This is a genomic window from Halopenitus persicus, assembly GCF_002355635.1.
Classification (GTDB): Archaea; Halobacteriota; Halobacteria; order Halobacteriales; family Haloferacaceae; genus Halopenitus; species Halopenitus persicus_A.
In genome coordinates this window covers 925853-951523 of record NZ_AP017558.1, presented here as the reverse complement: position 1 = coordinate 951523, position 25671 = coordinate 925853, and the positions used below count along the sequence as shown (strand labels likewise).

Sequence of the window (25671 nt, the reverse complement as noted above, 5' to 3'; positions counted from 1 at the left end):
GAACCGTCACCGCACGATGAACCGGTCGCCCTCGCGTGCGAGCAGTCCCGCCCCCCGGAGCCGGGCGAGCGCGTCCTCGACCACGTCGGGCGAGGAGCCGACAGCCGCGGCGACCGTCTCCGGCGTCCCGTCCGTCTCGACGACCGCCGCGATGACCTCGGCGTAGAAGCGGCTGTCCGCCTCGAGGCCGAACCGGTCGTCGATCCGCGAGAGGACCGCCTCGATGCGGCCGTGGACCCATCGCTGGGCCAGCGACAGCTCCCGATCGAGCTCCCGCAGCCGGTCGTACTCCATCGCCAGGTCGGCCAGGTCGGCCGGATCCTCGCGGTTCCCGGGGTCGGTCGGATCCTCGCGGTTCCCGGGGTCGGCCGGATCGTCCCGGCGGCCGGCCTCGGTGCCGTCGGTGTGGCCGTTTGCGTTTTCGGTGCCGTCGAGATCCACCGCGTCCGGCCGGTCGATCTCGATGGAGAGGTGGGGACACCGTCCCGACATGTCCAGCCCGGGATTGGCCGGATACGCGCTCTTGACCCCGAAACCGTACGGCGAGACGTTCACCTCGAGCCGGAGGCTCCGGGAGATGCGAAAGTACTTGCGTCGTTTCTCGTCCGTGGTCGACTCGATCAGGCCGGCTTCCTCCAGCTTCCGGAGGTGGTCGATGACGGCCTTCGGGCTGACCCCGAGGTACTCGGAGATCTCCGTCACGTAACAGGACTTCCGGGAGAGCAGCCGAAGGATGCGTCGGCGGTTCTCGTTACCGAGGAGATCGAGCAACACCGCGGAGTCCATTGACGTGAGGTTAGCGATAGTCATATATAAATGCACGCATCGAGGACCGAACGCTGCGACGTTGTGATGTTCCGAGCGCGGTGCAAGATGCAGCGCGCATCTGTAGCAGGGAGCTTCCCTCCTGAGGGACTCTTCTGTGGCGACCCCCAGATGTTTCACTCGCCATCGACAACCCCGTGGTATGGCTGAACACTGTGACAAGTGTGGCACTGGACTTGACCCATCGCAGGCCCGCCACCAACGCTACCACATTGACCATGCGTCGGATTCGGTAGACACGCTGGAGGGTCGTCTTTGCTCGGATTGCTTCTGGGAGTTCAAGGAGTGGCTCGAAACCGAGGAGGTCAGCTAACGGGTCCCCATCGCAGACGACTCCATTAACTCGATCGAATGTTGGTCGGCTGTGACCCCCTCAATCCGTCGTCAATCGCTGGTTTCCAACCGTTGATCGTCACCCACTGTTCGGTCTCCGACCGTTGATCGGCACCCACTGATCGTCGACCACCGATCGGTGGACGTGGACGGCTTCACCGTCCCGGCCCCTCGTCATCGGGCGCCGCGATCGATACCAGGTCCGTCCGTTCGTCAACGTACGCCGCGATGTCGCGTGCAATCTCCTCGTCCATCGGGGGGCGATCGTAGGATTCCTCCAGCTCCCGGACCCGGTCGGTCGCTGACTCGAACGCGGATCGAGCACCGTCGTCGGCCCACGCCTCGTGGGACCGCTTGTCGACGACCGCCGACCGGTGAAACGGCGGATCGGTCGTCGACTCGGACTCGACGTCCTCGAGGAAGTGCCCGCCCGGCTCGACCGCGGCGAGTCGGTCGAGCGAGAGCGTTTCCGCGTCGACTCGGATGCCCTCCCGGAGCCGGTCGACCGCCCGGAGCGTCTCGCAATCGAGGACGAACTTCTCCGGGGAGACGGCCGAGTAGGACTCGAGGACCCCCGCCGCGTTGAGGACGAAGTCGACCCCGCCGAGCGCGGTGGCGGTCCCCACGAGCGTCGACTCGAAGCCGCTCTGGTGGTCGACCCGCTTGGCGTCCGACAGGCTCCCGCCGCCGCGGGAGGGCAGCCCGTAGTGGGCGGCCATCCGACCGGCGAAGGCGGCGAACAGCGCCGACTCGGGGCCGCCGATCGACAGCGACCCGTACCGGTCGTCGACGACCGCCGACGGGACGCCGTAGACGACCGGCGTTCCGGGCGCCACCAGCTGCGCCAGCGTGATCGCCGCGAGGTTCTCCGCGTTCGCCTGCGCCATCGCGGCCGCCAGCGTCGGCGGGCCGGAGGCCCCCGCCATCGTGAACGAGGAGATCACGAGCGGCTGGCGGCGGTCCGCGTAGGCCAACAGCCCCGCGAGCATCTCCGTCCCGATCCGCCGCGGCGGCACCGTGTTGATCAGCCCGGCGACCACCGGCCGCGATAGGTCGGGATCGTCGGTCGCGATCCCCACGAGTTCGAGTCCTTCGCGGGCGCGCTCGGCGCCGTAGGTCGGTCCGAGAACCGGTTTATCCGACAGCGTCAGCGACCGTTCGAGCATCGCCAGATGGCGATCGCTGCGGTCGACGTCGGCGGGTTGACAGAGGTGATACCCCGCACAGGTGATGACGTCGGTCGCTTGTGCGAGCCGCGTGAGTCGTTCGTAGTCGGCGAGCCGGGCATCACGTCGCCCCTCGGCCGCCGTGTGGATCGTCGCGGGGCCGTAGCCCGGCGCCCGAACCGGCGGTCCCTTCTCCCCGACGACGACGTCGTGGTCCGGGTTCCGAGCGTGCAGGGTGAACGAGGCCGGCGCTCGATCGACCGCCTCGGCCACGAGGTCCCCCGGGATCCGAACGACGTCGTCCGCATCGACCGTGGCGCCGTGATTCCGCAGCACCGCGCGGGCTCGCTCGTGGTCCAGCTGGACGCCGAGCTCCTCGAGGACGCGGATCGACGCCTCGTGAACCGCCTCGATACCCGCCTCGCCGAACGGGTCGATCGACATTCCCGAGGACGGCCCCGTGTGGAAATCCGTCACTGTCAACACGTTTTCAACAGCGGCTTATAAGGATTTGCGAGATCGATCTCGTTCAAACTGAAATCCCCTTCAAACCCCGATTCTTTCCCCCGATATCGGCCCATAATCGGCTGACTCGGACGTTGGAAAATCCCGTTCAACGAGGTGATTGTATTTTTATATGTTGTGGATGGGTGCCGAGCGCGGGCGTGCTCGTGACGATCGAACGGTACGTATTTGCACCGGGAGGTTCGATCCGGGAGCGTATGAAGCGACTCGTCAGCACCGACGACGCTCCCGCCGCGGTCGGCGCGTACAGCCAGGCGACGACGAACGGCGATCTCCTGTTCACCGCCGGCCAGCTCCCCCTGACGCCGGAGGGCGAGCTGTTGGACGACGAGCCGGTCTCGGTCCAGACCGAGCGCTGTCTCGCCAACGTCGAGGCGATCCTCGAGTCGGAAGGGCTCGGCCTCGAGGACGTGCTCAAGACGACGATCTACCTCGACGACATCGACGACTTCGAGGAGATGAACGAGACCTACGGCGCCCGCTTCGATGACGAGCCCCCGGCCCGAAGCGCGGTCGAGGTCGGCAACGTTCCGAAGGGCGCGGCCCTCGAGATCGAGGTCGTCGCCGACGCGAGCTGATCGTCGACGCGGACCGATAGCGTCGACCTGTAGCGCCCTGAACCCGCCGAGATCGCGACACCGAAGGTACTTTCGTGTGCCCCGCGATCGTTGGCGTAATGGTGACGTGTGAAGCGTTTGACCGGAACGTCGAGATCAACGGTCAAACGGTGGTCACGATCGTCGAGGAGGCGATGGGACGGTTCTCCGAGGAGTATCGGGAGCGGGCGCTGGCGGCGCTCGCCGAGGAGGGGATCACCGATCCCGACCCCGACGAGTGGTATCCCCAGCAGGCGTGGTTGAACGCCTTCGAGACGATCGCCGACGAGCTCCAGCCGCACGTGCTCGACCGGCTCGGCGAACAGCTCCCGGACGTCGCCGACTGGCCGAACGACTTCGAGACGGTGCCCGCCGGCCTCCGGTCGATCGACGAGGCGTACCGCCGCAACCACCGCGGCGGGGAGATCGGCCACTACCGGTTCGAACGGACCGACGACCGTGCCGGCGAGATCACCTGCCACACCCCGTATCCGTGTCCGTTCGACCGCGGGCTCGTCCGCGGCGTCGCCGAGCGGTACGCGCCGATGGACGCCTTCGTGTTCATCGAGGAGACCGGATCGACCTGCCGGCGAAACGGGGACGACACGTGCGTGTATACGGTGTACTGGTGACTCGTCGTCCCGTCTACAGGCGGAGGGCGGAAGCGGTTCACTGCACTAGTCGCTCCGGAACGTCCCGATCCGGTCGTCGAGGCGGGTTACGACGATCGCGATGACGGCCCGCCGTTCGGCGGAGTAGTGCTCGTCGGCTCCCGACGTCGCCGCATCCGGGGATGAACGACAGTGGTCACGGGCGTCGTGATCGTTCGGCCGGCGGTCCCACCCGGGTGGACGGAACTCCGTGCTCCGACGGTCACTGATCGTACTCCTCGAGCGCCTCGCGCAGTTCCGCGGCCGTGAGGTCGGCGGCGAGGGTGATGACCTCCTGGAGGTCCTCGTACGTCCCACGAAGGGCGGCGATCCGCTCCGCCTCCATCCCCCCGTCGTCCGGGAGCTGGGATTCGGCCCGCTGGACCGTCCGCAACGTCGTCTGGACCTCGCGCTGGACGTACTGCTGTAACACGTCCTGCAGGATGAACCAGATCTCCCGCTCGGCCGAGTACTGCACCCGTCGCCCGCCCCCCGCGGAGGACCGGCGATGAACGAGCCCGATCCGGGTGAGCGTTCGCGTCACGTTGCTGATCGTCGACTTCGCGTAGCCCGTCTCCTCGACGAGCTCCGGGATCGACAGCGGTTCCGCGGCGAAGTACAACACGCCGTAGATGCGCCCGGCGCTGCGGCTGAGCCCGTAGACCTCCGCCGACTGCTCCATCGACTCGATGACGCGTTCGCGGGCGATCGCCCGGTCTTCGTCCCCGTCACTCATCGCGACCCTCGTCGATCATGGATGTGCGTCCGGTCATGGGTGTGTCTCGTCCGAGGTCCCGACCGCGTCTCGTCCGCCCCGTGTCGTGAGCCCCTGTCGCATCACGTTCCATCAATGCACTCCGTAAGTATTAAATTGTTTGATTTGTTTGTTCGGAGTGTACCGAATAAACGAAACACGAGACTTCCCTCCCTCCACAACCCATGGCAAGCGCCTTTCCACACCAACCAGCCGTCGACCACGCGCCGCGTGAACGAACCAGCGTCGTGGTCGACCACGAGGAACCGACCGACGTGTTGCAGGTTCTCTCCTCGGAGACCGCCCAGGAGATCCTCCTCGCGCTCCGATCGGAGCCGGGGACCGCCTCGGACGTCGCCGACGCCGTCGACCGATCGGTCCAGAACGTCACCTACCACCTCGACCGGCTTCGACGGGCCGACCTGATCACGCCGATCGAGACGTGGTACTCCGAGAAGGGGCGGGAGATGACGGTCTACGCGCTCGCCGCGGAACGGCTCGTCGTGCAGTTCTCCCGGACCGAGGACGACCCGGACCGGCAGGACCGGGACTAGTTTATGTACGCCCTCGGTTGGGACTGCAGTATGGCTCCCAACACGTCACCCCGGAAACGATCGCGGTCCGCGACCCGTCCTTCCGACCGACCGTTGCTCGCGAAAGCCGGCTGATGCTGCTCACCGTCCTCGGCGTCGGCGCCGTCGCGCTCGGGCTCGCGATCGCGTGGTACGGACTCCGTCCCCTCCTCGTCGTCCCGCGAGTGCTTCGTTCCGGCCCGCGGGACCCGAGCGACGTCACGGCCGACGGCTCCGTCGCCGTCTGTCGCGGACGAGCCGCGGCGTCCACCGGCACGGTCCCGGCGCCGTTCACCGGATCGCCGTGTCTCGGCTTCGAGTTCGAGGTCACCGAGCGGCAGCCCTTCGGGGTCGGCCTGCCGTGGTTCCGGGCGCATCTCGACGACGGCGTCGCGACGCGTCGGTTCACCCTCGAGGGATCGGGCGGCGGGATCGACGTCGCCCCATCGTCGAAACGCTTCACGCTCGATACGGCCTCGACCGTCGTCACCGTCGGCACCGACGAGACCCCACCCGACCGGATCCGACGGTTCGTCGACGTTCGAGACGGCCTCGCCCCGGTCGCCGGCTGGATCGCGGCGATCCCCGGACTCGGCGCGCGCCGCTACGTCGAGCGCCGGATCGAGCCCGGCACGGAGTACCTGATCGCGGGCCGCACGGGCCGCACGGACCGAACCGAGGACGAACTCGCGCTGACCGGCGACCTCGTTATCACGGACCGATCCCCGGCCCGGTTCGCGCTCGTCCGCCTGTGGAACGCGGCGTTGCCGACCCTCGTCGCGGCCGTCTTCGTCGGCGCGGGGCTGTGGGCGCTCGTCGGGTGACCGCCGCCGCGGGGGGCTGGGCGCTCGTCGGGTGACCGTCGCCGCCGCGGTTGATGGCCGGCGGACGCGCCCCGGTATATAAATGAACGTCCGATCGTCCGGAGTCTGTATATAAATGAACTCGGACCGGCGCGAAACGATATTTAAACATCCGCGTGAACGATCCGTCACCGTATTTAAGGAGACGCGCGTCGGAGGCCAACGCGTTCATGCCCCTTGCCCTCCCCTCGATCGGGGTTCCGATCGACCACCAGGACGTGATCGACGCGGTCGTCCTCCTCGTCGCGGCGGCCGCCGGCTTCCTCGCCGCGGGCGTCATCGGTCTGCTCGTCGGGCTCGGTGCCGGCTTCGCGTTCATCGAGATGACCGACGAACTCGCCCGGATCGACGACGCGCTCACGCGGCTCGCCCGCGAGAACGAGGCCCTCCACGATCGGGTCGAGACGCTCGAGGGAACGGTGACGGAACTCGAGGACGCGCCCGAGACCGCCGACGACCCGGACCGTTCGGACCCGGATTGACGCGGGGGACGATCACCCGGTCGCGGCCGCCCGGCTCAGAACAGCCCCGAGATCGTGCCGTCCTCGTCGATGTCCATCCCGGCGGCCGCGGGCTCGGCCGGCAGGCCGGGCAGCGTGAGGACGTCGCCGGTGAGGACGACGAGGAACCCGGCGCCGGTCGACGGATAGACCTCGGTCACCTCCAGGGTCCAGTCCTCGGGCGCGCCCTTGCGGCTCGGGTCGTCGCTGAGCGAGTGGAACGTCTTGGACATGCAGACCGGCATGTCGTCGAACCCGAGGTTCGTGAGCCGCTCGATGTCCTCCTCGGCGTCGCCGTGGTACTCCACGCCGTCGGCGCCGTAGATCTCCGTGGCGATCGTCTCGATCTTCTCCTTGATCGGGACGTCGGCCTCGTAGAGGTACTCGAACGCGGAGTCGGACTCGGCCGCGTCGACGAGCTGCTCGGCGAGATCCTCCCCGCCCGCGCCGCCGTCGCTGAAGACGGTCGACTCCGCGACCCGGATCCCCAGATCCTCCTCGCAGTGGTCGATCACCGCCTGCACCTCGGCGTCGGTGTCGCCGGGGAACCGGTTTATCGCCACGACGACGGGGACGCCGAACTGCTGGAGGTTCCGGACGTGTTTATCGAGGTTCTCGAAGCCGCGCTCGACCGCCGCGACGTCCTCGGCCTCGAGCTCCTCGAGTTCGGGCGGCCACATATCCTGTCCGTGATACTTCAGCGCCCGGACGGAGGCCACGAGCGTGACCGCGTCCGGCTCCATCTCGCCGAACCGGCAGACGATGTTCATGAACTTCTCGGCGCCGAGATCGGAACCGAAGCCGGCCTCGGTCACGAGGTACTCCGAGAGGTGGGAGGCGAGCCGGTCGGCCATCAGGGAGTTGGTACCGTGGGCGATGTTGGCGAAGGGACCGCCGTGGACGAACGCCGGCGTTCCCTCGATCGTCTGAACGACGTTCGGCTTGATCGCGTCCTTGAGGAGGATCGTGACCGCCCCCGTGGCGTCGATGTCGTCGACCGTGATCGGAGCGCCGTCGTCGTCGTAGGCGACGATGATCCGGGCCACGCGCTCCTTGAGGTCGGAGAGGCTGTCGGCCAGACACAACACGGCCATCAGCTCCGAGGCGGCCGTGAGGACGAACCCGTCCTCGCGGGGCACGCCGGTGACGTCGCCGCCGAGCCCGATCACCGTCTCGCGCAGGACGCGGTCGTTCATATCGATCGCGCGGGGCCAGTTGACCCAGTTGACCGCGACGTCGAGATCGTTGCCCTGCTTGATGTGGTTGTCCAGCATCGTCGAGATGAGGTTGTGCGCGGTCGTGAGCGCGTGGAGGTCGCCGGTGAAATGGAGGTTGATGTCCTCCATCGGGAGCACCTGCGAGTAGCCCCCCCCGGCGGCGCCGCCCTTGACGCCGAAGACCGGACCGAGCGAGGGCTCGCGGATCGCCACCAGCGCGTCCTTGCCGATCCGGTTGAACGCCTGTCCGAGCCCGACCGTCGTGACGGTCTTTCCCTCCCCGAGGGGCGTCGGGGTCATTCCCGTGACGAGCACGAGCTTGCCGTCGGCGTCGCGCTCGGCCACCGTCTCCTCGATCGCGTCGAGGCGTACCTTCGCCTTGTTTTCCCCGTAGAGCTCGAGGTCGTCCCGCTCGAGTCCGAACGGTTCGACGACGTCGGCGATGTGTTCGGTTTCGGCCGCGTCGGCGATCTCGTAGTCGGTCGGGAACGACGCGTCGTCCTCGGCGTCGGTATCTGATGTCATCGTGTCCGAAACGTTCCGGTGGCCGCGTTATCAAGACTTCCCATACGTATCAGGCGACGTATCAGTCATAGTTACCGGCGCGCTCGAAACGCGTCGATCCCGCATCGACTGCCCGTATGCGGCGCTCTCAACCGGGTGATACGGCCCTCATCTCCCGTCACGGGGACGGAGTGGAAGCGATAGCGGCCGGATGCGTGACACGTTGTGGCCGGCCGCCCCGGCGTCGACCCCGCGGCGGAGTCTTTAGTGGCGACCGCACGGACCGCTCGCGTATGGAGTATCACGAGGCCGTAGCCACGCTGGAGGGACTGCCGCACCTCCGGCCCGACCTGGGGACGGACGCGACCGCCGCCCTCCTGGCGCGGCTCGGCAACCCTCACGAGGCGGTCCCGTCCGTCCAGGTCGCCGGCTCGAACGGCAAGGGAAGCACCGCACGCGTTCTGGCTCGCATCCTCCGGGAGGCGGGCGCCGACGTCGGCCTGTACACCTCGCCGGACCTGAACGACCTCCGGGACCGGATCCGGGTGAACGGACGGCGGATCCCGGAACGGGAGGTCACCCGGTTCGTCGCCGATCGGTGGACGAACGCGGTCGCGGCTGCACCTGACGGGGCCGAGCCGACGTTCTTCGAGGCGTTCACCGGGCTCGCGCTGTGGCATTTCGCCCGACGTGACGTCGACGTCGCGGTGCTCGAGGTCGGCATCGGGGGGCGCTACGACGCCACGAGCGTCGTCGATCCGGTCGCGGCCGCGGTCACGTCCGTGAGCCACGAGCACACGGACGTTCTGGGGGAGGATCTGCCGACGATCGCTCGCGATCTCGCGCAGGTCGCGCCCGACGACGCGCCGCTGGTCACCGGCGCGGCCGGGGATGCGCTTGCGGCGATCCGCGAGGTGACCGACGTCGTGACCGTCGGTCGGGATGACGGGGCAAACGCGGCGGCGGTCGACGTTCGCGTGGCCGAGACGGCGACGTCCGACCGCCGCCCGCCCACATCTGACCGCCGCCTGCCCACATCTGACCGCCGCCCGCCCACATCTGACCGCCGCCCGCCCACGTCCGTCGTCTCGATCGACGGACCGACCCTCGAGGTCCGAACGAGAACGCGACTGATCGGTGCACATCAGGCCGTCAACGCCGGGATCGCGGCGAGCCTCGCGGTCCAGGTGGGTCGCGAAACGGCGCGTGTCGACGTCGACCCCACCGCGGCGGACGTCGCCGACGGGATCCGGACCACGACCGTTCCCGGCCGCTTCGAGGTCCGTTCCGACGAACCGCTCGTGGTCCTGGACGGGGCGCACAACCCCGCCGCCTGCGCGACGGTGGCCGATGCCCTCGACCGGTTCGACTACGGGACCCTCCACCTCGTCCTCGGCGCGGTGCGCGAGAAGGATCACGTCGGGATGGTCCGGTCGCTGCCTGACGCCGACCGGATCCACCTGGCGGCGCCCGCGGTCGACCGCGCCGCGGCCGTCGAAACGCTCGCGGCGGCTCTCGAGACGAGCCTCGAGCGGCCGGTCGGGGTCGACGCCACGGCGGACGCGGTCGATCCGGTGACACGCCACGAGTCGGTCCTCGACGCGGTCGAGCGTGCGATCGCGGCGGCCAAGCCGGACGATTGCGTGCTGGTCACGGGATCGCTGTATGTCGTCGCCGAGGCCCGTGACCGGTGGACGCGCGAGCCGCGCGTCGTCCGCGCCGACACGCCAGCCCGCGCGAGATCGGTGATGCGGAGCGCGAACGTCCCGAAGTCGGTTCGCGAACGTCACGCGGACCGGTTCTCCGGGCTGACGGTTCGGGTCCACGTCCGGCTGGAGACGGCACGCGAGTTGGCCGACGCGATGGACGATCTCGGCGGCACCGGCGTCGTCTCCGGGCTCGACGCTCCGGACCGACACGTCGAGGTCGTGCTCTCGGGGACGCGATCCCGGTTCGGCGCGCTTCGACGCCGCCTTCGTGAGTCCTCGCCCGCGGACCGCCGGCTCGCGTCGGAGATCGGGATCGCGGTGGATCGCGACCGGAGCGGAGCGGACGACCGCGACGCGGCTCCGGACGACCGCGACGCGGCTCCGGACGACGTCCCGTGATCGGTGGCTCGCCCGCCGACACACGACGCATCCGAAACACGAAGTATATGATAATTTACCTTTTGTGTCACCGAACCGGCGCTCGCCGAACCGATCCCGAACGAGGCGGTCTTTTAATGTCGTCCGGGGATCGATCCCAGAACGAGCATGACATCGGCAGTCACTGACGTGGGCCGTGTTGCGGGAGCGGACGCGGGATCGATCCGCCGGTCGCTGACCCACCGATCGACGACGCGAGCGGGTGAGGGTCGATGAGCGAGAGCGACCTCCCGGAGAGCGCGGAGACGGTCATCCTCGGCGCCGGGATCGTCGGAAACAGCCTGTCGTATCACCTCGCCAGATACGGCCGGGAGGACATCGTCCTCATCGACAAGGGGCCGCTGCCGGACCCCGGCGGGTCGACGGGTCACGCGTCGAACTTCCTGATGCCCGTCGAGCACTCCAAGGAGATGACCCATCTCACCCGCCGCAGCATCGAGCAGTACAAGGACTTCGACACGTTCACCAACAGCGGTGGGATCGAGGTCGCCCGCACCGACGAGCGCGTCGAGGAGCTGAAACGCCGCGTCCAGTCGGCGAAGTCCTGGGGTGAACCCGGCGAGCTGCTCACGCCCGAGGAGGTGGAGGACATGGTTCCGTACGTCAACACCGACCTCATCAAGGCCGGCTTCTACAGCCCCGGTGCGGGCACGTGTGATCCCCTTCGAGCCGGCGAGGTGATGCGGGCGCGGGCCGACGCGATCGCCGCCGGCGAGGTCGACCCGGCCGACGCCGGCGACCTCGAGCCCGACGCGGACGTGGTTCCCGCCGCGGACCGCAGCGGCGACGGCGGCCTCCACCTCTCGCCGAACACCGAGATCCTCGACCTCCACGTTGATGGCGGGGAGATCACCGCGGTTGAAACCGACCGCGGGACGATCGAAGCCGACGAGGTCGTCATCGCCGCCGGGCTCTGGAGCCCGAAGCTCGCGAAGATGGCCGGCGTCGAGATCCCGCTGACGCCCGCGGTCCACCAGATGGTGAGCGTCGGGCCGATCTCCTTCTTCGAGGATTACGAGGGGGAGATCTCCTTCCCGGTCGTCCGCGACATGGACACCCAGATGTACGAGCGCCAGCACGGCAACGACCTCGAGGTCGGCTCCTACCAGCACCGGCCGATCCTCTGGGACGTCGAGGACGTGCCGTCGATCGAGGAGGCGCCGCTGTCGCCGACCCAGCCGCCGCTCACCGACGACGCCTTCGAGCAGTCGATGGAGGACGCACTGGAGATCGTCCCCGAGCTGCTCGACGACCCCGAGGCCGGCGTGCGCCACGAGATCGACGGGCTGCTCTCACAGACCCCCGACGGCGCGCCGCTGCTCGGGGAGCTGCAGGACGTCGACGGGCTCTGGTCCGCGGCGGCGATCTGGATCAAGGAGGCCCCCGCGATCGGCGAGGCGATGGCCCAGCGGATGACCCGCGGCTGGACCGACATCGACATCCACGGGTCCGACGTCAATCGGTTCTACGAGTACGGCACCTCCCGCGAGTTCGTGAAGAACCGGGCCCACGAGGGGTTCCAGAAGATCTACGGGATCGTCCACCCGTCCGAGCAGTGGCAGTCCTCGCGCCCGCTCCGGACGAGCCCCTTCCACGACCGCCAGGAGGACCTCGACGCCACCTTCTTCGAGGCGGCCGGCTGGGAACGTCCCCAGTGGTTCGAGTCGAACCGGGACCTGCTGACGCGGTACAACGAGGAGCTCTCGGGGCTCACCCGTCCCAACGAGTGGGACTCGCGGTGGTGGTCGCCGATCATCCTCGCCGAGCACCTGCACATGCGCGACAAGGTCGCGATGGTCGGTGATATGGGATTCACCATCTTCGACCTCGTCGGTCCCGGCGCCACCGAGTACGCCGAGCGGATGGCGGTCGGCCGGATGGACGTCGACGTCGGGAAATCGGTGTACACGCCGATCCTCGCGGAGAACGGCGGCTTCGTCTCCGACCTGTCGATCGTCCGGGTCGGGGAGAACCGCTATCGGGTCATCACCGGCGGCGGGATGGGCGGCCCCGACAAGGCCTGGTTCCGGGATCACCTGCCCGATGACGGATCGGTCCAGATCGTCGATCAGACCTCCTCGCTGTGCACCCTCGGCGTCTGGGGACCGGACGCCCGGAACCTGGTCGACTCGGTGGCCGAGGAGGACATGTCCCACGAGGCGTTCCCGCCCTACACCGCACAAAAGATCACGATCGGCGAGGTCGACGCGTGGGCGCTGCGCATCTCCTACGTCGGCGAACGCGGCTGGGAGATCTACGCGCCCAGCGAACAGGGCGGCCGGCTCTGGGACACCCTCTGGGAGGCCGGCCAGGAGTACGACGTCCGCCCGGTCGGGATGGGCGTCTACGGGACCACCGGTCGGATGGAGAAGGGCTACCGGCTCTACGGCCACGAGCTGGAGCTCGAGTACACCCCCGCCGAGGCCGGGCTGACCTTCCACGGCGTCAAGGACGCCGACTTCATCGGCAAGGAGGCGTACGCGGACGCGATCGAGGAGGAGAACGCCGCGACGCTGTGTACCCTCTCGGTCGACGACCACCTCTCCGAGACCGGCGAACGCCGGTTCATGCTCGGCAACGAGCCCGTGCTCGACTCCGACGGCGAGGTGATCGTCGACGAGGAGGGGCGTGAATCGTACGTCACCAGCGCCGGGACCGCCCCGAGCCTCGGGAAGCACCTGCTGATGGCGTATCTCCCGCCGGAGTACGCCGAGGAGGGCCAACAGCTGTCCGTCGAGTACTTCGGCGAACAGTACCCGGTCACCGTCGAGGTCGCCGGCAGCCGACCGCTGTTCGACCCCGACAACGAGCGCATCCGGAGCTAGCGGGGCTCCCGGACGTCGCTCCACCGGCCGGATGCGGTCACGGCCGGCCGTTTGCCGACGCCCACGGTCGGCCGTTTGCCGACGCCCACGGTCGTCAGCCACCAACGACCGCCAGCCACCAACGACCGCCAGCCACCAACGACCGCCAGCCACCAACGACCGCCAGCCACCAACGACCGCCAGCCACCAACGACTACCAGCCGTTCACGACACCCACCACGTATGAACACACTCGCCTGCGTCAAGCGCGTGCCGGACACCGGCGCGAAGATCGTACTGACCGACGACCAGCGGGGGATCGATACGAGCACCCTCGGGTTCACGATGAGCCCCCACGAGGAGTGCGCCCTCGAGGAGGCGGTCCGGATCGCGGAGAACCGCGACGGGACCGCGACGGCGCTCACCCTCGGACCCGAGGAGGCCGACGAACAGCTCCGGACGGCCCTCGCGATGGGAGCCGACGAGGCCACCCTGCTCGAGACCGGCGAGGGGGAGTGGGGACCGGTCGACACCGCGACGGCGATCGCCGACTACGTCGCCGAGGCGGAGACCGACTTCGACGTCCTGCTCGTCGGCAACGAGTCGGCCGACGCCGCGAACTACCAGGTCGGCACCCACCTGGCCAGCCAGCTCGACCTGCCGTTCGTGGCGGGGATCAAGACGCTGGACGTCGAGGACGGCACCGCGGTCGCAAAGCGCGAGGTCGGCGGCGGCGAGGAGGTCTACGAGGTGGACCTCCCCGCGGTGATCGCCGTCAAGGAGGGGCTCAACGAGCCTCGATATCCCTCGATGCGGTCGAAGATGCGGGCCCGCAAGCAGGAGGTCGCGTCGGCAGCCCCCGAGCCCGCCGGCGCCGACTGCCTGGAAATGGTCCGGCTACAGTCACCCGCCGACGACGGGGGCACCGCCGAGATCCTCGGCGACGGGCCCGACGCGGCCGCCGACGTCCTCGAGGTGCTTCGGGACGACGTGGAGGTGCTGTGAGATGGTCCTCGCGATCGTCGAGGCCGACGGCGACGCGCCGGCCGAGTCCTCGCTTGAGGCCGTCACGCTCGCGCGCGAGGTGGCGGATCGAACCGGCGAGCCGCTCGAGGCGGTCGCCTTCGACGTGGCCGGTCCGGGCGCGGGAGCCAGCGCCGGCGGCGGTCCCGACGAGTCGGGTGACGCCGCCGGCGGATCGATCGGCGACGCCCTCGCAGACGGTCTCGGCGAGTACGGCGTCGACGACGTCCACGTCGTCTCCCACGAGCGCCTCGACGCCTACGCGCCCGAAGCGTACGCCGCGGGGGTCGAGGCGGTCATCGCGGACCGCGACCCGGACGCGGTCGTGGCGCCCGGCAGCGACCGCGGCCAGGAGGTCCTCTCGCAGGTCGCCGCCGGTCGCGGCCAGTCGATGGCGGCAAACTGCTTGGCCGTCGAGTCCGTGGATGCGGACGCCGACGCCGGCGGCGACGCGGTCGAGCTCCCGGACGCGGACGGGAGCTACGAGCTCACCCGCCAGCGGTGGGGCGGCACGCTCATCGAGGAGGCGCTCCTCGGCGGCGACCCGAAGCTGCTCACCGCGGCCGAACACGAGGTCGGCTTCGAACCGGCCGCCGACCCCGCCGACCCGGCGGTCCACGCGCTCACGCCCGACCTCGAGGACGCACACTTCCGCGTGCAGGTGGACCGTTACGAGGAGTCCGACGAGGAGGGCGTCCCGCTGGGCGAGGCCCGGGTCGTCGTGAGCGGCGGCCGCGGCGTCGGGGGTCCCGACGGCTACGACCAACTCGAGGAGCTCGCGGACCTCCTCGGCGGGGCGGTCGGCGCCTCCCGTGCCGCCGTCAACGAGGGCTGGCGTCCGCACGACGACCAGGTCGGCCAGACCGGCGCGAAGATCTCGCCCACCCTCTACATCGCCTGCGGGATCAGCGGCGCGGTCCAGCATATGGTCGGCTGTAAGGGGGCCGACACGATCCTCGCGATCAACACCGACTCCGAGGCCGCGATCATCCAGAAGGCCGACTACGCCGTCATCGCCGACCTCCACGAGGTCGTGCCGGCGCTCAACGAGGCGATCCGCGACGCGAAGTGACCGCGGGTCAGCCGCGGTCGGACCGGTCGTCCGCGGCGCTTCGTTCGCCGCTTTCCGCGTTCGTCTCGCCGCTTTCCGCGTTCGTCTCGCCGCTTTCCGCGTTCGTCTCGCCGCTTTCCGCGTTCGTCTCGCCGCTTTCCGCGTTCGTCTCGCCGCTTTCCGCGTTCGTCTCCCTGCTCTCCACGTTCGTCCCTCCAGTGCGTCCGGATGGCCCGGGCGACTCCATATCGTGCAGATCCGGGCGTTCGGGGACGAGCGTGATCCCCCGGCGCTCGAGCGCGTGGCGCAACTCGCCGACCGCCGACCGGTGGCCGCGCTCGTCGCGCCGGAACGTCGCCGCGAGGCCGCCGATCGCGGCGAGCGCGAGGACGGTGATGGGGGCGCCCGTCAGCACCGCCATGTCCTGCAACGACTGCGCGTTGCCGAGCAGGAGGACCCCGGCGGCGACCACGCCCTGAATGACTCCCCACAGGACGACGCTGCCGGTCGTGGGTGCCTGCCCGCGCTTCGTCGCGAGCACCGAGACGACGAGCGTGGAGACGGCCGCCGAGGTCGCGATGAAGACGACGATCAGCGCCAGGAACGCCAACAGCAGCAGCCGGCTCAGCGGGAGCGCGGCGAGGACCGGAAACCCGGCGACCGCCTCGGAGCCGCCGTAGGCATCGACGGCGTTGAGGACGTTGGCACGCCCGGCGTGCTGGAGCGCGAGCGTGGTGCCGCCCATCACGAGGAACCAGATCATCGAGGCGAGCGCGGTCGCGCCGACCGCGGTGACCGTGACCGTTCGGACCGTTCGTCCCCGCGAGATCGCCGCCAGGAAGACGCCGGCGAAGGGGGCCCACGAGAACCACCACGCCCAGTTCCAGACCGTCCAACTGACGACCCAGCCGCCGTCCCGAAACAGGCTCAGCGGGACGAACTCGACGAGATAGATCCCGAGCGCTCGCCCGCCGCGTTCGAGCACGAACGACCGAGGCCCAACCGCCAGCAGAACGAGGACGAACGCGGCGAAGAGGGCGATCGTCACGCCCGAGAGCCGGCGGATCCCGCGGTGAACGCCGGTTGCAGCCGCGATCACGGCGGTCGCGGTCAGCCCGACGACCAGCGCGACCGGGCCGAACGCACCCGTGATGACGTCCCACTGATACTCGATCCCGACCAGGAACTGTCGACCGACGAACGCGATCGACGTGCCGACGCCCCCGACGGTCGCGAAGACCGCGAGGACGTCGACGGCGCGGGCCCACCGCGAGTCGAGTCCGTCGAGGCCGACGAACGGCGCGAGGACCGTCGAGACGCGCAACGGCGCGCCCCGGTCGTGGACGAAGTACGCGATCGGGAGCCCGACCACGAGGTAGGTGCTCCAGGCCGAGACGCCCCAGTGAAACAGCGCGTACGCGAGCGCGCCGTCGATGGCCGCCGCCGACCGCGGCGCCGCGTCGAAGTACGGCGGCGGCGTCCGATAGTGGAACAACGACTCGGCGGGCCCCCAGAAGACGATCCCGGCCGCGATCCCCGCGGCGAAGAACAGCGCGAAGTACGTCGGATGGGTGTAGGAGGGCTCGGCGTCGGGCCCACCGAGCCGAACGCTTCCCCAGGGGCCGACCACGAGGACCGCACAGAACAGGACCGACAGGAGGACCGCTCCGAGAAAGAGCCACGCCAGGTCCGCGAACACGAAGCCGGTCACGGCCGTGACCGCCGCGCCGGTCGCGTTCGGCGCCCCGATCCAGACGAGAAAGAAGGCGAGCGTCCCGACGATCGGCACCCCGAAGACGATCGGGTCCTGTCGCTCGATGAACGGGAGGATAACCGGCCGGAGCCGGCCGTGGCGGATGTACAGGAGCCGACGCACGGTCGGGTCCTGCGCGTCGGCGGCGTCCGCCTCCCGGTCCTCGTCGGCCCGCGCCGGCAGCAGCGCGAGCCAGGAGAGACCGGTTCCGAAGAAGACCAGCGCGACGACCACCCAGCCCCGTCCCGAGACCACGGAGCCGACGAGCCACGGGAAGAAGAACCCGGAGACGACGACGATCCCCGAGAGCACGAACACGGGACCCAGCGTCGCCCGGAGGGCACGCTCGAGAATTGTGTCCCTCGTTGACATAGTACAATGTACGTGGCCCGCGGTAAAGACGTATCGTCGACGCCTGACGTCACGGCGATGGGAACCACGAGCCGGACGCGCTCGGATCGATGATGAGTCGGACGCGCTCGGATCGCTGACGAGTCGGACGCGCTCGGATCGCTGACGAGTCGGACGCGCTCGGATCGCTGACGAGTCGGATGGACGCCCGAGCGGACGTGATTGTCATTCTATGGCATACCCTTTTATTTCGAACCGCCGTATCGTCGTTCGTGTCGGGAGACCAACGCGACCGGCCGTCCGAGCCCGCGATCGAGGAGCTGTTCGAGCACCCGGAGCGGGTCCGGCTGGTCGAGTGGGCGGCCGCCTCAGGGCCGAAGACGTCGGTGATGCTGTCGGCGGCGGTCGCGGTCCTCGCGTTCATCACCGGCCTCTCGGATCTGAGCGCGGCGACGGTCGCCCTGGCTGGGCCGCTCGGCGGCCTCTTTCCCGGCGCGACCGGGCTCGTCCGGCTCTACGGCGTCTTCTTCGCCTTCCTGATCGGAGCGGTGACCGTCGGGCTCCGTCGGCGCCTTCGGGTGGCGTGGTACGGCGCAGTCCTCGCGCTCCCGCTCGTGGCGCTGTTGCCGTTGCTCACGGCCGACCCGACGGACGTCCCGCTGTTCGCCGTGGCCGCTCTCGCGGTCGGTCACGTGCTCGTGAACCGCGAGGAGTTCGATCGGGCGATCGACCTCACTCCCTTCCAGACCGCGGCGCTGGTGGCGTTCCTGGCCGTCCAGGTCTACGGCACCGTCGGGACCTACGCGCTGCGAGAGGAGTTCGTGGGCGTCGAGTCGGCCACCGACGCCGTCTACTACATCGTCGTCACCGGCACCACCGTGGGTTACGGGGACGCGACGCCGACGACCCAGCTCACCAAGCTGTTCACGCTGTCGGTCATCGTGCTCGGGACCGGCTCGTTTACCGTCGCGACGGGCTCGCTGCTCATCCCGGCGATCGAATCACGGATATCGAGCGCATTCGGAAACATGAACGCATCCGAACTCTCGCTGCTCGAGGACCACGTGCTGGTCCTCGGCCACGGCGACGTCACCGAACCGCTCCTGGAGGAACTCCGCGGCACGACCGACCTCGTGGTCGTGACGGCCGACACCGAGACGGCCGCCGGCCTCCGCGAGGACGGGATCAACGTGGTGACTGCGGACCCGACCGACGCCGAGGCGCTTCGCGGCGCCCGGATCGCCGACGCCGCCGGCGTCGTGGTCGCAACGGCGGACGACGCCAGCGACGTGTTGGCCGTACTTGCGGCCCGGCAGGCCAACCCGGACGTCCGGATCGTTGCGGCCGCGACCGACCGCCGGCACGTCGACAAGCTCGAGAACGTGGGCGCCGACCGCGTCATCACGCCGACCGTCATCGGCGGCCGGCTGCTCGGTCGGGCCGTGATGGACGTGGACGCCGACCCGGTCGAGGACGTCCTCGCTGACGCGGCCGACGCGGAGACCACGACGGACGCCGTCGACGATATGTGACGCCGGTGGCGGAAGCCGACGTCGTCGACGATATGTGACGCCGGTAGCGGAAGCCGACGTCGTCGACGATATGCGACGCCGGTGGCGGAAACGGACGGCTGCTTCCGAGCTGTTTCCGTCGTCCCCATCCACAACGTGTCGATATTCCGTTATTTTTTGTTTCGGGATGAAACGTGTGCGGCGGCGCCCGAGCGATGTGAGGGCCCTGCAGTCCCCGGTTCCGATCGGTTCGGCGACGTATCCGATCGATCCGGAGCTCCGCGACGGCCGAGGGCCCGTCCATGACCGCGTCCGCCCAAAGTTATTTTTACGTGATATGAGTATCGGTAACGAGGGACACTTATGTACGAAACCATCCTGATCCCGTACGACGGAAGCGACGAAGCGCGGCGTGGCGCCGAACACGGAATCGAACTCGCGGCCGCCCTCGGAGCGTCGGTCCACGCGCTGTACGTGGTCGACCTGCCGGGCGCGCCGCGAACGGTCTACATCCGCGACGACGAGGAGCAGATCCGCGAGGAATACCATGGCTACGGCGAGCAGGTGACCGAGGAGCTGTGCGGGATGGCCAGCGAGCATGGGGTCGAGTGTACCGCCGCCGTCCGAACGGGATCGCCGGCGGAGGAGATCGTCGACTACGCGGAGGAGAACGGGCTGGACGCCATCGTCCTCGGGAGCGCGTACCAGGGCAAGTTCCGGGCGATACTCGGCGGCACCTCTGACAAGGTCGTTCGCACCTCCTCGGTGCCGGTGATAACCGACCGGATGTCCGTCGAGGACTGACCGCGCCGGTCACTCGGCCGCGTCCGGGTCGGCAACTCGTCTCTCCCGGAAGTAGATGACGATACTCGCGGCGAGGAAGCTCATCCCGGCGGCCGTCAGGCGGTCCGTGGACATCGCGACCAGCGCGACCGCGAACAGGCCGACCGCCAGCGCCGCCAGCGCGACCGCGACCGGGTCGCCCGTCGTGAAGTTCACCATCGTCGTTCGTCCCATCGACGGCGCCCGTCCACGAATACGTTTCCCCGGTGGTCCGGCCACCTCGAACACGTTCTCCGCCGGCTGGTCAGTACGAGTGTCTGAACTCCCAGTGGTACCGGCAGGCGTCGCAGGTCGCCCACTCGGGGAACCCGAACCGCTCCGGATGACGCGTGCCGTGTCGCATCTCGGTGCGACAGACCGGACACTCGAACGCGATCAGCTCGAGGTCGTCGAACTCGTTGCCGTCGAACGTCGCACGACACCGCGGACAGTCGATGGCGTCGTGGGCGTGTCGGTGGTAGATATCGCTGCCGCACTGTGGGCACGCGAGCGTCGCCGGCGGCCGGTTGTGCCACCCGACGGACCCGTCGATGGTCGTGGTTGCCGTGTCGACGCTCGAGAGTCGGAACTTGTTGGGTCCCTCACCGCTGCGCAGCGGCGCGACCAGCCGTTCACCGACCCGCTTGAGACCGACCAGGATGGCGTGTAACGCGCCCGTCACATGTTACCATTTCTCGCACACGGGGATAAATCGCTCGTCGAGCCGACAGCTTTTCGACCCCGACTCCCCACGCACGCGGTATGTGTGCAACCCACTCGAGACGGGCGCCGATCCACGTGGCACGGGTGTTCGGCGTCCTGATCGCGCTCGCGACGGTGCCGGGCGTCGCCGCGGCACGGCCGGTCGGTTCGGTTCCCATCGAGCCGGCGACGCTCGGTTCGGGGCTCATCGACCCCTCCTCGCCGGTCGTCAGGGCGGTCGGGTCGTTTCTCCTCGTCGCGGCGTTCGGCGGCGGGATCCTCGTTCGTCGCCGCGACCTGCTCGACCGAGCGATCGCCGACACGATGGCCCGCCCGGCCGTTGCGGCCCTCTACGGCCTGGTTGCCTACGGTCTCGTCGCGTTCGCGGGCCTGTACGCCAACGACCTGCTGACGCGGATCGGCCTCGCCGGGCCCCCGGTTGGCTACCTCGCCCCCGTCGTCCTCGGCGTCGGCCTCTCGCTTTTGGGCGGCCTCGGGTTCCTGGTCGTCGGAACGATCGTGACCGACCTGATCGGGGGACGACGCGCTCGCAGCGGGCTGGTGGTCGGCGCGGCGCTCAGCGCGGTCGGCTGGCTGTTCCTCCCGGCCGTGGGCGCCGCGCTCGTCTGGGTCGCGGTGGCGTCCGTCGGGGTGGGCGGGCTGACCAGAACCTGGATCCACAGCTCGCGGACCGCTCCCGCCGACGTTGAAGGATGAGTGCACGTCGGCATCGGGAGATGAGTGCACGTCGGCGTCGGGAGATGAGTGCACGTCGGCATCGGGAGATGAGTGCACGTCGGCGTCGATGACCGCCGGCGTCGCGAGCGACGCCCGCCGCACACGTCGAGCGAAACGTTTGGGACCCCGAATCACACTTCAGGATCGGCGCCGTGTATCCGGTATGCGACACGTGACGCTTCAGATCGACGGCGGAATCCTCGAGTGGGCCGGACAGGCGGCCGCGCTCGCCGGCACGCTGCTTTTGGTCCTGTTCCTCGTGGCGCTCGGCGGAATCGCGTACAAACACCTGCGCGGCGGCATCGAGTGGCCCGACGATCGACCCGGCGACGAGGCCGATGGGTGGAATTCTGGCGCCGCCAACGAGCGTGGCCCGGCGGACGACGAGCGTGGCCCGGCGGACGACGAGCGTGGCCCGGCGGACGACGAGGGCGACGGCGCGACGCTCAAACGTGGGGACGAGGACGACGAGTGGAAGTACTACTGACGAGCCGGGTAGCGGACCGAAAAAGAGGCGGTTCGCGAGCGAGGCGGCCCGTGGGACGGAGCGACGTGACCCGGCTCAGTCACCTCCCACGGCCTCGTCGTCCTCGGCCGAGATGTCGGTCACCATCTGGTCGCCGGTCGTGACGACGTCCACGTCCTCGTCCGCCGTCAGTTCCTCGATCGTCTCGGCGAACTCCTCGGACTCGAGGATCTCGTACTCGTTGCTGAGCCCGAGATAGACGGTGTAACACATCAGACAGAGGATGAACGCGAACGGCAGCCCGGTCGTGATCGCCGCCGTCTGCAGCGCGCTCAGGCCGCCGCCCCACAGCAGGATCGCGGCCACGAGGCCCTCGGTGACCGCCCAGAAGATGCGCTGGGCGCGCGGCACGTCGTGTTTGCCGCCGGAGGTCAGGTGGTCGACGACCAGCGACCCCGAGTCCGAGGACGTCACGAAGAACGTCACCACGAGCAACGTCGCGAGGATCCCCGTGACGGCGCCCAGCGGGAACTGCTGTAGCATCGCGAACATCGCGACCGTCTGGCCGAGTTCGTTGTAGGTCGCTATCGCCGCGCCGCTCCCCTCGAGGGTGTTGAACAGCGCGCTCCCGCCGAAGGTGGACAGCCAGAGGGTCGAGAACAGCGCCGGCAGGAACAGGACGCCGAGGACGAACTCGCGGACGGTTCGGCCCCGCGAGATGCGTGCGATGAACATCCCGACGAACGGCGACCACGCGATCCACCAGCCCCAGTAGAAGACGGTCCAGGCGGTGACCGTCGAGCCGCCCTGGCCGAGCGTCCCGGTGAAGAAGCTGATCGCCAGGATGTTGCCGAAGTAGGCGCCGAGGCCCTCGACCCACGCTCCGAAGATGTAGACCGTCGGACCGACGATCAGCAGGAATCCGAGCAGGGCGAACATCAGATAGAGGTTGATCGTGCTCAGCCGCTTGACGCCACCCTCCAGTCCTGCAGCGACGGAGAGGGTCGCGATCCCGGTGATGATCGCGATGAGCACGATCTGCGGGATCGTCCCCGTCGGGATCGAGAACAGGCCGAGCATGTCGCCGCCGACGTAGGAGAGTCCCGTGTTGATCTGTGCCACGCCGAGTCCGAGGGAGGTCGCCAGGCCGAACAGCGTCGCGAACACCGTCACGAGGTCGATGACGTGGCCGGGCCAGCCGTAGATCCGGTCGCCGAGCAGCGGCCAGAAGATCGACCGGAACGTCAGCGGGAGGCCGCGGTTGAACGAGAAGAACGCCAGCCCGAGGCCGACGAGCCCGTAGATCGCCCACGGGTGGAAGCCCCAGTGGAAGAACGTCTGGGCCATCGCGGCCGAGGCGGCCGCTCCGGTCCCCGCTTCGGCGCCGAAGAAGCCGGGCACCGTCTGGAGGTAATACAGCGGCTCGGAGACGCTGAAGAACATCAGGCCGATCCCCATTCCGGCGCTGAACAGCATCGCCATCCAGGCGAAGTCGCTGAACTCCTTTTCGGCCTCGACGCCGCCGATCTTGATGTTGCCGTACTTGCTGAACGCGAAGAACAGCAGCGTGATGATGAAGACGTTCACCGCCAACAGGTAGAACCACCCGAAGTTCTCCCCGATGAAGTTGAACAGCCACGTGTACGCGCTCGCCGCGTCCTCGCCCAGTCCGATCGTCAACACGACGAACGCGGCGATGAGCAACAGCGCGACCGGGAACACGATCGGATGGATGTCGAAGCCGAACCGCTGGATGTTGGTGTCGCCCGGCTCCCGGTCGGAGTCGGGATGGAACAGTTCGACCTGCAGCCCTTCGGACATCTCGCCGACGGCCTCCTCCTCGCCGTCGCTCATGCGGCCACCCCCCGACGATCGGTTCGGCGGTCGTTTGGTACACGATACCTCGATCCGTTCGGTGGCGCGTCCGCCGAAGTCGTCGTGTTGGTAGTTACCATATGACAGCGCCTCAATATATGTACGTACAGTATCATTAATAAACGTTCATCCGGAATTATGGCGGTCTTTAAATACGGTTCGACGGTCGAATCGGCCGCCTTCGCCGTTTCGAGCCCGTCAGGTTCCGGTATCGTTGACGGCCGCCACCTCCGGACGGGCGGAGCGTTCCCCCTGTTTCTCCTTGACATCCTCCCCGCGCTGAAGCGCGAGGCTTTCTCCTTGATTCTCCGTAACCGAACGGACACGGGCCGGAGGGTCCGACGCCGGACGGAAAACGTCGTCGGACACTTCCGTCCGTCCCCGAGCAGCACCGATCGGCACCGGAACAGCAACGGTCAGCACCGGAACAGCACCGACTGGCCCCGGGCTCACTCGTGCTCGGCGTCCGTGGCGAGTACGTCGACGTCGGGATGGTTTATCACGTCGACGGGGTAGCCGCTGTCGGCGATCGCGTCGACGATCCGGCGGGCGTGTTGGGCGCCGCTCGTTTCGACCTGGAAGATGAGGTAGGCCTCGCCGACGTCGAGATCCTCGAGCGCGCGGTCGTGTCGCACCGTCTGGATGTTCGCGTCGTGGTCGGCGATCAGGCTGGAGATCTCGGCCATCTTGCCGGGGCGGTCCTCGATGTGGACCTGCAGCCGGAGGATCTGCCGGCGGCGCGTCAGCGCGTGGACGAGAACGGTCCGTAGCATCGTCATATCGAGGTTCCCGCCGCACAGCAGCGGCATCACCGTCTCGTCGGCGACGTCGAGGTCGTCGCTCCGGATCGCCGCGACCGATGCCGCGCCCGCGCCCTCGACCACCTGCTTTGCCCGCTCCATCAACAACAGGATCGCGTCGGCGATCTCGCCGTTCGTCACGGTGACGACCTCGTCGACGTGGCGCTCGATGATCGACAGCGTCAGCTCCGAGATCCCGCCGGTCGCGATCCCGTCGGCGATCGTGTCGACCTCCTCGAGCGTCTGCGGGATCCCCTTCTCGAGGCTGTCCGGAACCGTGGCGGCGCCCGTGGCCTGCACGCCGACGACGCGCGTCTCGGGACTCAGCTCCGCGACGGCGATGGCGATCCCCGAGATCAGCCCGCCGCCGCCGATCGGAACGACGATCGTGTCGACGTCGGGGACGTCCTCGCACATCTCCACGCCGAGGGTTCCCTGCCCGGCGACGATCTCCGGGTCGTCGAACGCGTGGATGAACTCGGCGTCGGTCTCGGTCACGAGCTCCTGGGCGTACGCCATCGCCGCCCTGAAGTCCTGGCCGACCAGTTCGACGCTCGCGCCGTATCCTCGGGTCGCGTCCACCTTCGTCTGCGGAGCGGTCGTCGGCATCACGATCGTGGCGTCCACGCCGAGGGTGGTGGCCGCGAGCGCGACCCCCTGTGCGTGGTTGCCCGCGCTCGCGGCCACGACGTGGTCCGGATTCCCTTCCTCGAGGCACGCGCGGATCTTGTTGTATGCGCCGCGCGTCTTGAACGACCCCGTCCACTGGAGATGCTCGAGCTTCAGCATGACGCGGTCCGCCCCGGTCATCCCCTCCAGCGAGGTGCTGCGCTCCACCGGCGTGGGCTTGACGACCGTCGGATCGTCGATCCGCCGTGCTGCCGCCTCGACGTCCGCGAACGTGACCGTCTCGGTTCCGCCGTCGGTCACCGGCCGGCCCGGTCCCCGGTCGTGGGGCGGAGCGGTCACGGGCGATCACCGACCGTGTTCCATCGTTGCAGAACCGATCGCAGCGTGTCGGCACCTGGCCACGACCGTAACCCGTGTCCGTGTGATGTGTGTGTATGTGTAATGTGAACGGTAGTCATTGCCCATCGGAAGACGGGATCCGATCGTCATCAAG

General features: G+C 68.7%; 22 protein-coding genes. 13 read left to right on the top strand and 9 right to left on the bottom strand.

What is annotated here, in order from left to right; all coding sequences use genetic code 11:
- Nucleotides 1-6: 6 nt before the first annotated feature.
- Complete coding sequence (locus CPZ00_RS04610) at nt 7-786, bottom strand: ArsR family transcriptional regulator (protein WP_096389838.1); 780 nt, start codon at nt 784-786, stop codon at nt 7-9.
- Nucleotides 787-1313: 527 nt separating this feature from the next.
- The gene (locus CPZ00_RS04605) at nt 1314-2801 is read right to left on the bottom strand and encodes a trimethylamine methyltransferase family protein (RefSeq protein ID WP_157744176.1); all 1488 of its coding nucleotides are present in this window, start codon (nt 2799-2801) and stop codon (nt 1314-1316) included.
- 245 nt (nt 2802-3046) lie between these two features.
- Here CPZ00_RS04605 and CPZ00_RS04600 point away from each other — a divergent pair, with 245 nt between their 5' ends.
- Both CPZ00_RS04600 and CPZ00_RS04595 read left to right on the top strand, forming a co-directional pair.
- On the top strand, nt 3047-3427 hold the full coding sequence (locus tag CPZ00_RS04600) for a Rid family detoxifying hydrolase (protein WP_096389836.1): 381 nt from the start codon (nt 3047-3049) through the stop codon (nt 3425-3427).
- A gap of 98 nt (nt 3428-3525) precedes the next feature.
- Entirely contained in the window at nt 3526-4077 is a 552-nt protein-coding gene (locus tag CPZ00_RS04595; protein ID WP_096389835.1) for a hypothetical protein, read from the top strand.
- Nucleotides 4078-4318: 241 nt separating this feature from the next.
- Here CPZ00_RS04595 and CPZ00_RS04590 read toward each other — a convergent pair whose 3' ends face one another.
- Nucleotides 4319-4831 (bottom strand): GbsR/MarR family transcriptional regulator, encoded by a 513-nt coding sequence (locus tag CPZ00_RS04590; RefSeq protein WP_096389834.1) that lies wholly within the window; start codon nt 4829-4831, stop codon nt 4319-4321.
- A 203-nt stretch (nt 4832-5034) separates the two neighbouring features.
- Here CPZ00_RS04590 and CPZ00_RS04585 point away from each other — a divergent pair, with 203 nt between their 5' ends.
- From CPZ00_RS04585 to CPZ00_RS04575, 3 genes are all read left to right on the top strand, one after another.
- Entirely contained in the window at nt 5035-5403 is a 369-nt protein-coding gene (locus CPZ00_RS04585) for an ArsR/SmtB family transcription factor (RefSeq protein WP_096389833.1), read from the top strand.
- A 113-nt stretch (nt 5404-5516) separates the two neighbouring features.
- On the top strand, nt 5517-6245 hold the full coding sequence (locus CPZ00_RS04580) for a hypothetical protein (RefSeq protein WP_096389832.1): 729 nt from the start codon (nt 5517-5519) through the stop codon (nt 6243-6245).
- 209 nt (nt 6246-6454) lie between these two features.
- Nucleotides 6455-6766 carry a hypothetical protein gene (locus CPZ00_RS04575; RefSeq protein ID WP_096389831.1) on the top strand — a complete coding sequence of 104 codons (312 nt, stop codon included), beginning with the start codon at nt 6455-6457 and terminating at the stop codon, nt 6764-6766.
- A gap of 35 nt (nt 6767-6801) precedes the next feature.
- On the opposite strand, the gene CPZ00_RS04570 is transcribed toward CPZ00_RS04575, so the two are convergent.
- Nucleotides 6802-8526, bottom strand: a complete 1725-nt coding sequence (locus CPZ00_RS04570) for a formate--tetrahydrofolate ligase (protein WP_096389830.1) — start codon at nt 8524-8526, stop codon at nt 6802-6804.
- A 272-nt stretch (nt 8527-8798) separates the two neighbouring features.
- Here CPZ00_RS04570 and CPZ00_RS04565 point away from each other — a divergent pair, with 272 nt between their 5' ends.
- The 4 genes from CPZ00_RS04565 (at nt 8799) to CPZ00_RS04550 (ending at nt 15551) form a co-directional block, all read left to right on the top strand.
- Nucleotides 8799-10613 (top strand): bifunctional folylpolyglutamate synthase/dihydrofolate synthase, encoded by a 1815-nt coding sequence (locus tag CPZ00_RS04565; protein WP_096389829.1) that lies wholly within the window; start codon nt 8799-8801, stop codon nt 10611-10613.
- A 251-nt stretch (nt 10614-10864) separates the two neighbouring features.
- Nucleotides 10865-13477, top strand: coding sequence for a GcvT family protein (locus CPZ00_RS04560; RefSeq protein ID WP_096389828.1), 2613 nt, complete (start codon nt 10865-10867; stop codon nt 13475-13477).
- 222 nt (nt 13478-13699) lie between these two features.
- Nucleotides 13700-14461, top strand: a complete 762-nt coding sequence (locus tag CPZ00_RS04555; RefSeq protein WP_096389827.1) for an electron transfer flavoprotein subunit beta/FixA family protein — start codon at nt 13700-13702, stop codon at nt 14459-14461.
- Nucleotide 14462: 1 nt separating this feature from the next.
- Nucleotides 14463-15551, top strand: a complete 1089-nt coding sequence (locus CPZ00_RS04550; protein WP_096389826.1) for an electron transfer flavoprotein subunit alpha/FixB family protein — start codon at nt 14463-14465, stop codon at nt 15549-15551.
- Between the two features lie 7 nt (nt 15552-15558).
- Here the strand turns inward: CPZ00_RS04550 and CPZ00_RS04545 are convergent, their stop codons facing one another.
- Complete coding sequence (locus CPZ00_RS04545; RefSeq protein WP_199243392.1) at nt 15559-17655, bottom strand: BCCT family transporter; 2097 nt, start codon at nt 17653-17655, stop codon at nt 15559-15561.
- 251 nt (nt 17656-17906) lie between these two features.
- On the opposite strand from CPZ00_RS04545, the gene CPZ00_RS04540 reads away from it, so the two are divergent.
- Both CPZ00_RS04540 and CPZ00_RS04535 read left to right on the top strand, forming a co-directional pair.
- A complete protein-coding gene (locus CPZ00_RS04540; protein ID WP_199243391.1) occupies nt 17907-19166 on the top strand; it encodes an NAD-binding protein in 1260 nt (419 codons plus the stop codon).
- Between the two features lie 342 nt (nt 19167-19508).
- Complete coding sequence (locus CPZ00_RS04535; RefSeq protein ID WP_096389824.1) at nt 19509-19949, top strand: universal stress protein; 441 nt, start codon at nt 19509-19511, stop codon at nt 19947-19949.
- Between the two features lie 9 nt (nt 19950-19958).
- Here the strand turns inward: CPZ00_RS04535 and CPZ00_RS04530 are convergent, their stop codons facing one another.
- A complete protein-coding gene (locus CPZ00_RS04530; RefSeq protein ID WP_096389823.1) occupies nt 19959-20162 on the bottom strand; it encodes a hypothetical protein in 204 nt (67 codons plus the stop codon).
- 70 nt (nt 20163-20232) lie between these two features.
- Nucleotides 20233-20649, bottom strand: coding sequence for a hypothetical protein (locus CPZ00_RS04525; protein WP_096389822.1), 417 nt, complete (start codon nt 20647-20649; stop codon nt 20233-20235).
- An 80-nt stretch (nt 20650-20729) separates the two neighbouring features.
- Between CPZ00_RS04525 and CPZ00_RS04520 the strand changes: the two genes are divergently transcribed.
- Entirely contained in the window at nt 20730-21386 is a 657-nt protein-coding gene (locus CPZ00_RS04520; protein ID WP_096389821.1) for a hypothetical protein, read from the top strand.
- A 184-nt stretch (nt 21387-21570) separates the two neighbouring features.
- Nucleotides 21571-21894 carry a hypothetical protein gene (locus CPZ00_RS04515; protein ID WP_096389820.1) on the top strand — a complete coding sequence of 108 codons (324 nt, stop codon included), beginning with the start codon at nt 21571-21573 and terminating at the stop codon, nt 21892-21894.
- Nucleotides 21895-21969: 75 nt separating this feature from the next.
- On the opposite strand, the gene CPZ00_RS04510 is transcribed toward CPZ00_RS04515, so the two are convergent.
- A complete protein-coding gene (locus CPZ00_RS04510; RefSeq protein ID WP_096389819.1) occupies nt 21970-23727 on the bottom strand; it encodes a BCCT family transporter in 1758 nt (585 codons plus the stop codon).
- 470 nt (nt 23728-24197) lie between these two features.
- Complete coding sequence (ilvA, locus tag CPZ00_RS04505; protein ID WP_096391598.1) at nt 24198-25478, bottom strand: threonine ammonia-lyase; 1281 nt, start codon at nt 25476-25478, stop codon at nt 24198-24200.
- Between the last annotated feature and the right edge of the window lie 193 nt (nt 25479-25671).